The sequence below is a fragment of the Arthrobacter sp. NPDC058192 genome, from assembly GCF_042883665.1.
Taxonomy (GTDB): Bacteria; Actinomycetota; Actinomycetes; order Actinomycetales; family Micrococcaceae; genus Arthrobacter.
In genome coordinates this window covers 299424-309717 of sequence record NZ_JBHVVJ010000002.1, presented here as the reverse complement: position 1 = coordinate 309717, position 10294 = coordinate 299424, and the positions used below count along the sequence as shown (strand labels likewise).

Sequence of the window (10294 nt, the reverse complement as noted above, 5' to 3'; positions counted from 1 at the left end):
GCGGGCGGCTGCCCGCCATCGTCCCTTATGGGCCGCGGGTATCACCGTTTCAGGTGGCCTTGGCGGCCAATCCGTACACCAGGCGCAATATCGGCGGCATTTTTTGCCTGCACTTCGATCGTCAGTGGCGCTAATTGGACTGGAGTGAAGAGGAGAGCGCGGCAGGCAGACGGGAGTCGACGAGGTTTGGTACGCCTCCGAAGGAGGCCAGGGTCCGGGCGGTCTCCACGAACTCGCGTGCCAGCTCGTCATTGACGTCAGTGCGCCATGCAATCGACAGCGGAGAGGGTGGGACGTCTCTGACCGGGATGAAAGACAGCCCGGGACGGTCATAGAAACGCTGGGTGGAGGCTTGAGTGAACGCAATGCCCCGCTCACCCATGATGGCTTCGAAACACTCGTCGACGGTTGCTACCTGAGTGCCCAGACGGACCGGCTGCCCGCCGCGGGCCTGGGTTGCGAGCCAGAAATCCCGCCATTTATCCGGAGCCTTGCGGGCGACGAAGGGCTGCTAAGACGGCAAGCACAAGTCCCCGTCAGTTGCCGCTCCGAGGTGGATTAGCAGGCTATTGGACTAAACCTAGCGCCTGCGTCGTGCAGGGTTACCCGAAACGCATAGAACTTCGGCTAACGCCGGAAAGCGGTAAAGCCGCCCAACGTAGTCGGTGTCGGCCTTACCTGTCAAGCTCTTGACCGGGGCGAATCGCACCCGTAGGGTTCTGATATATGAGTCATATGTCACATGTTGCCGAGCCCGACTCGAGGATTTGATCTCGACGGATCGGCGCGAGGGCGCCGGAACCAAGGCCTTGCCGTAGCCATCTCGAAGAGCAGTGATACATGACGACGCCGACATCATCGTGCGAGTCCTGTGCGGCCATATCGGCTGGCATCGAGCCAGCCGGCCTCGTCCACCGGTCGCTAAGGGCTGCGGCTGTCCGTTCGTCTATGAAACGGCACTCTGGTGCCGTCAGCGGTTTGCGCTGAAGCCAGAAGGGAACAAATCTCAATGACCCATCCGACCAGGACGACGGCCTCCGTCGACACCTCCATATCAAAAGAGACCAGCTCCAAGTTCAAACGCCGCTTCATGGTGCGACTTGTCGCTGTCTTCATCGGCGGAATGTTCCTCGACGGTTACATCCTCGGAATCATCGGTCCCGTCGCCGGACTCATGCGGTCAGATCTCCAGCTCGACGCGCTATCTCTGGGCATGATCGCTGCCGGCCCGCTGGTTGGTATCTTCGTCGGCTCCCCGCTGGCCGGCTGGGCTGCTGACAAGTTCGGACGCAAGCCCATGTTCCTCGTGGACATGGGCCTGTTCCTGGCCGCCTCAGCGGCCCAGTTCTTCGTAACCTCCGGAGACGGGGCCGTGATCCAGCTGGCCACCATCCGGTTCTTCATGGGCGTCGCGATCGGCGGCGAGTACTCAATCGGTGGGCCATTGCTATCAGAGTTCTCCCCTCCAAAGCTCCGCGGGCGATTGCTCGGGCTGACTCTGATCGCCTGGTACGTCGGTTTCATGATGGCATTCATCATCGGCACGCTCCTGCACGACGCAGGCACCCCATGGCGCCTCGTAATCGGCACTAGCACGATACTCGCATTCGTCCTGTTCCTCGCCCGCCTGGGCCTCCCCGAGTCTCCGAGCTGGCTCATTACGAAAGGACGGCGTGAGGAAGCACTCGCGATCGCTCGCAGATACGTCGAATCGCCCCAGATGCACAACAGCATCACCGAAGAGATCGATCTGAGGATGATCCAGGAGGCGCAAGCCGCGCAGAATAGGACCAAAATCAAGGGCGCCTCCTTTGGAATGCTGTTCTCGAGGCAGTACTGGCGCACCACCCTCTTCACCTCAGGTTTTTGGTTCTGCGCGGTCACTCCGTACTTCGCGATCGCGACCTTCGCCGACGACGTGCTCAACCAATTCGGCTTCGGCGGCGGCTGGGCCGGTGGAGTCGGCCTGTCCGCACTTGCGACCGTGGGCGTCGTCACCACAGTGCTTCTGATTGACAAGCTCGGCCGCCGAATCCTCACCGTGCCCGGACAGTGGCTCTGCGCGGGCATCCTGCTGATCATCGGAGTCTGGGCGAACGCACCAGCGGTCCTCGTGCTCGTCCTGTTTCTCGCCTTCTCCTTCTTTAATGCCGGCTACACCACGATGACCCAGGTCTATCCGGCCGAGGTATTCCCCGGCCACCTGCGCGGCATCGGCACGGGCTTCGCCGCGGCCTTCAGCCGCATCGGAGCCGCACTCGGCACCTTCGCCCTGCCATGGGCGATCAGCAACATCGGAATGGGCCCAAGCATGGTCGTAGCCGCCGCCGTCGCATTACTCGGCGCAGTCCTCTCGCAATGGCTCGCGCCCGAGACGAAGGGGCGCACCCTCGCCGAGATCTCATCAAACTTCTCCCACTGACACCGGGACTGCACGGTGACTTCGAGTCAGAGCTAAGGCCCCCGGTCGGATCATTGTCAGTTGGCAAATTCGCGCTTTGGGCACTGCCTGGACCCTCACGGTGTTGCTGCCGTGGATCAACTGATATCGCCATGACTTCACCACTGATGAGGGCTTTGACCTCGTGGTCGGCGTCGCTGCCGACAACATTGAACTGCAGGAATCCGCAGACCTGATTTCGGGGCATTCAGTCCCACGCTAGGGCAGCCCGCACCGTCCAAGAGAGGATGTGGACAGTGTCCACATCCGGGGCTTCGGAATCGGTTTTGACCGGCGTTGGACCGGGCCGGATCGGCGAGGTTTTCGGGGGAGAGGCGGATTTTAGGCCGTCGGGAGAAGACCTTTCGGGCGGGGCCAAACCACCCGTTGACAATGTCAACACCCTTCGCCTCTGGCTGTGTGGAACAGCCCGCGGACTGCTTCGGATTCGGCATGGGCACAGGAATTCGTCGCCTGGGCCTGGGCCTGGGACCACCGGCTCGCACTCCTCGCGGCCCACAACTTTGCGTTCGAATGCCTGCCTGCCATTCCCGGGCGCCCCTTTCTGCAGTCAGCCCCGAACGACCACGGCATGATGCACCAGCAACTCCTCGCCAAACTCGCATGCCCTAGGGGAACTATGGAAACTCGCCCCCCCCACTCCGACACATGAGAACCATCAACGAGATCGGAGCGCAGCAAGACCTAAGGCCTAGTTCACGATTTCCCTTGCCACACAGAGCCGGAAGGCCGGTCTCAAAGGGGACACAAGGGGCGGACGTTCCGCCCCTGATGCTTAGCGTTCCGTAAAGTGCGGAGGGACTCTCCAGGTTCCCAGCATCCGGTCGGGCACCTCCAGTGTTTAGAGACTCAATCCGAACATCCACCCTACTAAGACCTCGGGTTGGTAGGGAGGCCGGGACCGTACCACCACTACCGGCACCACCGGGACGGTGGCGCCGGGAGTGGCGGTGATCGGCCGCGTGGTCAGCTGCCCGAAGGAGGGCTCCAAGGGCCCATCGGGTCGGGCCAGTTGCCGACGCTGGACCGGCTGCGCATCGGGTCCGGCCAGTTGCCGACTCGAGCGGGTGCGTGGCCTGAGACGGAGCCGCGGTGGCCGACAGTGCAAGCTGCATGAAAGAAGGGTGCGTGGATGGACATGGCTATTCTCCTGACTGAATTCTAAATTCGAACGCCGAGGGGCGTCGGTGGCCGTTGTCTGCCCAAGGAGGGCAGAGAGGGCCTATTCAGTCAGGGGATGATCCAGGGTCGAAGTACGGGCTTGTCGCCGGCGCCTGCGCCAAGTCCGGCGCCCGGGTGCTACTGCTTGCCTCCCAGGGATTCCACAATCCGGCGGCGTCTCCGGGCGCTTGGTCACCGCCCCCGCCCGGTCCGGACGTCGAGGAGCCCGAGGAGCCTTGCGCGGCGGTCAGCCAGAGCAGGGCATCTGCGTCCAGCCTGGCCTCCGGGTCAGAGGAAGGGGCGAAATAGCCAGCAACGGCCGACAACGCCGCAAGCGCAGGGGCGTTAACCCCGAGCTGCGCGAGGCCGGGACTCGAGACCGCAGCCTTTGGGACAGGGTCCGCGGAGGCTGGCTGCGGCCTTGCAGCGCGGGGGTGAGCGGCCGGGGCAGCGTCCGGCCGAGTGCTCGAGCCAACGACGTTGCCGCTTGTTTCCGGGAGCAGGGCCGGAACCGGTGCCGCTGCGGGAAGGGGGAGCTGGGCCGGAACCGGTGCCGCTGCGGGAAGGGGGAGCTGGGCCGGAACCGGTGCCGCTGCGGGAAGGGGGAGCCGGGCCGCAACCGGTGCCGCTGCGGGAAGGGGGAGCTGGGCCGGAATGGCCCCGGGGGCCGAGTGGATGACCACTGCGGCCTGATGGATGACCGGCGCAGCACGTGCGAGGACCGGCGCAACCTGGCGAACGACGGGGGCGACGCTGGCGGCGCCGGTTCCAACAGCAGTTGGTGCCAGGTTCACAACCGGATCTGCAGAGACTGCGGGTGCCGCTGTCACCCCGGCCGGAGGGGCGACAGGTAGCGGAGCATCCTTGATCGGGGCGGTGCTGGACCTGGCCGGCAGTCCGCTGACCGTAGTCACCGCCCGTGGGGAGACGGTCTGAAGCCGATACGTCACCGGTGGGGCTGCGGCCGGGGCTTTGTCCCGGGGAGATGCGGGATCGTGTTGGGGCAAGCCAAGATCGTGTAGAACCACGGCCGTGGGCCCCGACTCGGGCCCGGACGGCGCGGCGTCGGCGGTTCCGGCACACCAGGCGAGCCAAATCAAGGCAAGCAATACGGCAAGCATGAGTGGGCGAGCGGCCGAACCGCAACGATCCCGCAGGCTGCTTTCCATCCGATTATCCCCCCGAGGCGACGGAGCAACAGACTACGCCCGTGCCGTTGCCGAGTCCAGACGTCGCAGCTGTGGAGCTGAAGACGAGCGAAACAGGGCTCCGCAAAGTGAGGATCACGTTGCCCAGTGGCACTCGGGTCCTCACACCGGCGCGGCGCAGCCGGTCACCGCGGCTCCGGCGCCGACGGCGGTAGTTATGGTGCGTCCTTCCGCTCAGGTAGCAGTCGGGTCTCGTTAGCAGTGGAACGCCCAGCCACGTGGTGCAGACTGGGCGTCCCCTCGGTATGTGGCGGATCAGGGCGGCGGTCACGGCCGGGCCGTTGCGGCTTGCTCCGACTGCCGGGCTTTCCGGGTCCGGTCGCTCAGCGATGGTACGGGCCGGCCACCAAGGAACACCACCGTTTTGCTTCGTGGTGTGAACTGGTCCACACGGCCAGGGCGATCCGACGGCGGTCCCAGGAGGGTTTCTTTAATGCGCCCTTCATCTTGACCTCATGGTTTTCGTTCATGCTGGGTCACACAATCTGAAGTGGCACTTTCACCGCACCTCGGAGCTGATCCAATGAGTTGGTACCTGCCCGACCCGCAATACGCCGACGAGGCTACGGGCATAACTTGGCGCGTCCGCCGCGCCTGGTTCGACAAGTCACCAGGAGACTACGTGCTGGAGGTCCTGAGCCAGGGCCGGACCCGCGCCGTCCGTGGTGCCCATCTGCGCCACGGGTGCTTTGAACTCGTGCCGCTGGACGATCCTAAACTGCCCTCATTGAGGGCAGAAGCGCAGCAAGGCGAACTTATTGCGTATCGGCCCCACAGGCGGGCGGTGGTCCGGGCGGAGGGCCGTCACATTAAGATATTCCGGCCAGGGCGGGCCATCGCATCCGCCGAACGCTGCGCACGGGTGGACACATTGCTGGACGCCGCAGGTACCTTCATAGCCCCCAGGATCCTTCGCAGCTCGGAGGATGTCATCGTGTTCAGCACCGTCCCGGGACCGACCCTGACCGAGTTGGGTGAGGATGACTCCACGACCAGCGATGAATCATTCGCGGGGGCATGGGAGAAATGGTCGCGCTCGTGGGTCGCTCAGCTGAACGCCCCGCACGGCAGCGCCGCACGCAGTGTTCTGAACAGCCTGCCGCTCCGCTCTGCAGAGGTGGAAACAGCGGATCTGTGGCGATGCGTGAACCTCTGGCTGCGTCACTTTGAGGGCGTGCCGGAAATGTCGGTTGAATGCAGCGCCTTGCGGGCTGTGGCAGACGCTGTGACGAAGAATTTGCTTCGGACGGCTCCGGATCCGCTTGCTTGGTCCCACGGAGACCTGCACGGCAAGCAGATCATCGCCGTCGACGACCGGTCTCCGCTCGGATTGCTGGATTTTGACGAAGGAGCCCAAGCAGAGGCGGCCCTCGATCTGGCCACTTTGGACTTGAGCTTGGATCTGGACCGGCGACGGAACCGCATGTCGTCGGCACGCTACCAAAGGGCTCACAGTCAGGTGTTGGTCGCAGCCGAGGAACTGCATGTCAATCCGGACCGGTTCTACGCCTACACGGACACTCTCTGGCTCCGTGCAGCATTGGTTCCGCGCCCAGGGCGCCTGGCCACGGCCACCGCCGTTCTCGACGAACGGGCAAAGCATTATCAGTCCACTGAGGCATAGCTTCCGTCAGCTCAAGGGTTCCGCGGTGAACGGGGGCGTTCCGAGGGTCAGGTCAGAGTAGGCGGTCAGCGCGTCGTTGTTGTTGAGAGTTGCCAGCACTCGCCGCCAGTGCGGTCCGATCATCCTCGCCCGTCCGGTCACAGCGTTTCCCCACTTTGCGCCGGCCCGCGCCTGTTCCCGATGCGAGGATCCGCCAAGGATGATTCGACCGGGGCGCCGCAGTTTTTCTCGAGGAGGCGTGCCCTGGATGGGATGAAGGGCGAACCTTCGGCAGCGACATGCTGTGGCAGGAACGCCGGGACGATCAGAGATTAGTGAGGGGTTGGATTTCGTCATGAGTCATGACGCTGAACTGCTGACCCGCTTTGAGGACGCGTGACCGCGTGCCTGGCCATCGAGGACGCACTTCAGGTTATTGATCGCTACGGCTTCCACATTCGTGATGTCGGACTGCTTGCGTCCGCCTCGGCCCGTCCGGCCACCACTGTCATGGGGGCCGCAGCTTATCCTGCCCTTCCGATGGCAACAAGCGCACTGCCTGGACGCTCACGGTGTTGCTGCTGTGGATCAACGGATATCGCCATGACTTCACCACTGATGAGGGCTTTGACCTCGTGGTCGGCGTCGCTGCCGACAACATTGAACTAGGAATCCGCAGACCTGATTTCGGGGCATTTATTCCCACGCTAGGGCAGCCCGCACCGTCCAAGAGAGGATGTGGACAGTGTCCACATCCGGGGCTTCGGAATCGGTTTTGACCGGCGTTGGACCGGGCCGGATTGGCGAGGTTTTCGGGGGAGAGGCGGATTTTAGGCCGTCGGGAGAAGACCTTTCGGGCGGGGCCAAACCACCCGTTGACAATGTCAACACCCTTCGCCTCTGGCTGTGTGGAACAGCCCGCGGACTGCTTCGGATCCCGCATGTTTCCGGGAGAGTCCAGTGTTTGCGGGGGAGGGAACCCGGTTCGAGTCCCAGCTCGGGCACAGTGTTTCCGCAGGTCAGCGGCTTTTTGCCTTTTTACTGTTGACAGAGCTTGACTTTCTTGACGTCTCCGCGTTTTTGACATCCACAACGCTGCCTACGGGCTGCTGCGCTGGAGCAGGGAACCGTGGGAGATGCAGGCAACCAAGATTGACGCACGGTGCCAGCAGAACCTGACCGGGCAGAGGACGCCAACTGGTAGCCACCCGCGCGACTGCCCTTAGCGGGCGTTGTCCGCAGCTTTTCGACACGTTGGGGTTTGGAGCAGCGCGATTCAGGTTGTGCCAAAGGGATTGTCGATGGCCAACTTCCATCCCTGGCTTCCCTTGCGCAGGACGTCGGCAGTTCTGCTTTGGAGGCCCACGTCGCTGCCGTCGGCCGCGGTGCCTTTGATGGCCCATTCGGCCCGATACCCGCTTGCGAGGACGGAGGACCGTCATGCACGGCATGGATTGCCGCAGAGACGTTAGTGCGCAATAATGGTTAGCAGAGCTAATTAGCATTGCTAAGTAAATCGGGGAGGCGGCGGACTCAATGATTCCAACGACAGCGACGGATAACGGACCGGGGGACAGCATCAGACCGGATGTTCTGGCCATTGACCTGCGCACGGCGGTGATGCGCACATCCCGCAGGCTCCGTGTCGAGGCGACAGGCGATGTCATCACGCCCGGGCAATACACGGTCCTGGCCCAGCTGCGTAACGGCCCGCAGACCCTTCGCGAACTGGCGGAGCGCGAACACGTGCAGGCCCCCTCGATGACCCGGATCGTCAACGCCCTCACCGATCAGGGCTTTGCCATACGGACAGCCCACCCCGAGGACGGGCGCCAGATACAGGTGGGCATCACTCCGGCCGGTGAGGATGTTCTCGCTGAAGCCCGCGAACAGCGCACCCCCTGGCTGGCCCAGCGGGTGGCCGGACTAAGCGAAGAAGACCGCCTGATCCTCAGCCGCGCTGCGCACATCATGCAGCAATTGAGCGCCAAATGAGCGCCATGTTTCGGTCGCTCGAGAACCGCAACTACCGGTTGTGGGCAGGAGGGGCACTCGTCTCCAACACCGGCACCTGGATGCAGCGAGTGGCGCAGGACTGGCTCGTACTGACAGTCCTTACCGACCACTCCGGCACCGCCGTCGGCATCACCACCGGACTGCAGTTCCTGCCAATGCTGCTCCTCGGACCCTACGCGGGAGTCCTCGCAGACCGTTTCCGGAAACGCGTGATCCTGCTGTGGACACAGACAGCGATGGGCCTCTGCGGGCTGGCAGTGGGGTTGCTGGTGGTGACCGGATCGGCGCAACTGTGGCAGGTCTATGCCGCCGCGCTCTGTCTGGGCCTGGCCAGTGCCATTGACGGGCCGGTCCGGCAGGCCTTCGTCTCGGAATTGGTGGGCCGGGACCATCTTGCTAATGCGGTGTCCCTGAACTCCGCATCGTTCAACACCGCCCGGCTCACCGGCCCCGCCATCGCCGGCGTCCTGATTGCCTGGATCGGCACCGGACCCGTCTTCCTCCTCAATGCAGCGAGCTTTGCGGCGGTCCTGGTCTCCTTGTGGCGGATCCGCACCTCGGAGCTGGCCCCGTCCGTCCCGGTAACCCGACGCAAGCACCAGGTGGCCGAGGGCCTCGGCTACGTGCGGCGGCGCCCAGATCTGGTCCTCATTCTTGTCATGGTGGGGATCCTCGGCGCATTCGGCATGAACTTTCCGATCACCAACGCGCTCATGGCCACGGCCGAATTCCGGATGGGCCCCGGAGAATTCGGCCTCCTGGGCTCCATAATGGCTGTAGGGACGCTGGCCGGCGCCCTTCTCGCCGCCCGCAGGTCCGGCCCACGGCTGCGTTACCTCCTCGGCGGAGCCTTGGCACTCGGTTTCTTCACCCTGATAGCCAGCATCTCGCCGTCGTTCTGGTTTTACGCAGCCGTCCTCATCCCGGTGGGCCTGGCATCCATCACCTTCCTCAACAGCTGCAACACCAGCATCCAACTCTCCGTCGACCCGCAGTTCCGCGGACGGGTGCTTGCCCTCTACCTCGCCGTCCTCCAGGGTGGGACTGCCCTCGGGGCTCCGCTGATGGGGTGGGTCGGAACGGAATTCGGCGCCCGCTGGGCGGTAGCCGCCGGCGGCACCATCGTGTTGCTGACGGGCCTCTTCTCCGTAGTCGCCATCAGTCGGAGCAGCCCGCTGACACTCCGGGCGCAACTCAGGAGCGCACTCCCGGGAAAGAGTGCAGCCCGCACCTCCTAAGAGCGCTACCGCCGAGAGCTCACGCAGCTACAGACAGCCAACGAATAAGAGGTCTTCGGGCCCACCGTAATGCCCGTTTGACCCCGAACAGCAGGCGCATCATCATCGAGGTGTCCTGACAGCTCGTCCCGTTGCCATTTCTCGGCGGGGCCCACCCGGTGGAGGCTCAACCTCCGCTGCTAAGGATGTAGCGCCGTTCCTGGGGTCCCACTCCTCACTTAAGTCGGACCTCCAACGCTCCTACATTATGGAGATACCCAAAACGGTGGCGGGCACTTACACGCGAAGTCCCAAGCAGTTCGTCGCTTGGGCTTTTGAAGGCGAAAGCCGTAGATTCGGGGATCTCAAGAGTTCGCCGTCTGGTGCCGCCCCCTGAACTTCCACCGCTTAGCTCTGGCTCCTGAACTGGGCAAATCCATAATTAACTCTAGGGGCATGGCAGATCGGCCTGATTCGTAGTTAGAAGCCGTAGTACCGGGACGCTCGGGGAATAGGCCGGCGCGCCAATGATGGGAAACTCCGACGTCGACACCTTCGACGCATTATGCTCCGAGCTCATCCGCTGCCTCACAGCCTTCGCTCGGACACGATGGCGATAAGAAGTACG

Annotated in this window: 5 protein-coding genes and 1 pseudogene; 4 read left to right on the top strand and 2 right to left on the bottom strand. The window is 63.7% G+C overall.

Going from position 1 to position 10294, the window contains the following annotated elements:
• Positions 1 to 130 precede the first annotated feature (130 nt).
• Positions 131 to 499, bottom strand: a pseudogene (locus tag ACFVVK_RS03550) (LysR substrate-binding domain-containing protein); the annotation flags it as partial.
• A 510-nt stretch (positions 500 to 1009) separates the two neighbouring features.
• Between ACFVVK_RS03550 and ACFVVK_RS03545 the strand changes: the two are divergent.
• Both ACFVVK_RS03545 and ACFVVK_RS03540 read left to right on the top strand, forming a co-directional pair.
• A complete protein-coding gene (locus ACFVVK_RS03545) occupies positions 1010 to 2422 on the top strand; it encodes an MFS transporter (RefSeq protein WP_390263526.1) in 1413 nt (470 codons plus the stop codon).
• Between the two features lie 3030 nt (positions 2423 to 5452).
• Positions 5453 to 6454, top strand: coding sequence for a hypothetical protein (locus tag ACFVVK_RS03540; protein WP_390263524.1), 1002 nt, complete (start codon positions 5453 to 5455; stop codon positions 6452 to 6454).
• A 6-nt stretch (positions 6455 to 6460) separates the two neighbouring features.
• Here the strand turns inward: ACFVVK_RS03540 and ACFVVK_RS03535 are convergent, their stop codons facing one another.
• Positions 6461 to 6595: a hypothetical protein gene (locus ACFVVK_RS03535; RefSeq protein WP_390263521.1), complete on the bottom strand. Its 135-nt coding sequence runs from the start codon at positions 6593 to 6595 to the stop codon at positions 6461 to 6463.
• Positions 6596 to 7969: 1374 nt separating this feature from the next.
• On the opposite strand from ACFVVK_RS03535, the gene ACFVVK_RS03530 reads away from it, so the two are divergent.
• Together ACFVVK_RS03530 and ACFVVK_RS03525 are read left to right on the top strand one after the other, a co-directional pair.
• Positions 7970 to 8428: a MarR family winged helix-turn-helix transcriptional regulator gene (locus ACFVVK_RS03530; protein ID WP_390263519.1), complete on the top strand. Its 459-nt coding sequence runs from the start codon at positions 7970 to 7972 to the stop codon at positions 8426 to 8428.
• Positions 8425 to 9687 (top strand): MFS transporter, encoded by a 1263-nt coding sequence (locus ACFVVK_RS03525; protein ID WP_390263516.1) that lies wholly within the window; start codon positions 8425 to 8427, stop codon positions 9685 to 9687. Before ACFVVK_RS03530 ends, ACFVVK_RS03525 begins: the two co-directional genes overlap by 4 nt.
• The last annotated feature ends 607 nt before the right edge of the window (positions 9688 to 10294 follow it).

Excerpts from the sequence above, each read along its gene's own strand:
- ACFVVK_RS03545 (WP_390263526.1), top strand. The coding sequence starts at position 1,010 with ATGACCCATCCGACCAGGACGACGGCCTCCGTCGACACCTCCATATCA.
- ACFVVK_RS03530 (WP_390263519.1), top strand. The coding sequence starts at position 7,970 with ATGATTCCAACGACAGCGACGGATAACGGACCGGGGGACAGCATCAGA.
- ACFVVK_RS03525 (WP_390263516.1), top strand. The coding sequence starts at position 8,425 with ATGAGCGCCATGTTTCGGTCGCTCGAGAACCGCAACTACCGGTTGTGG.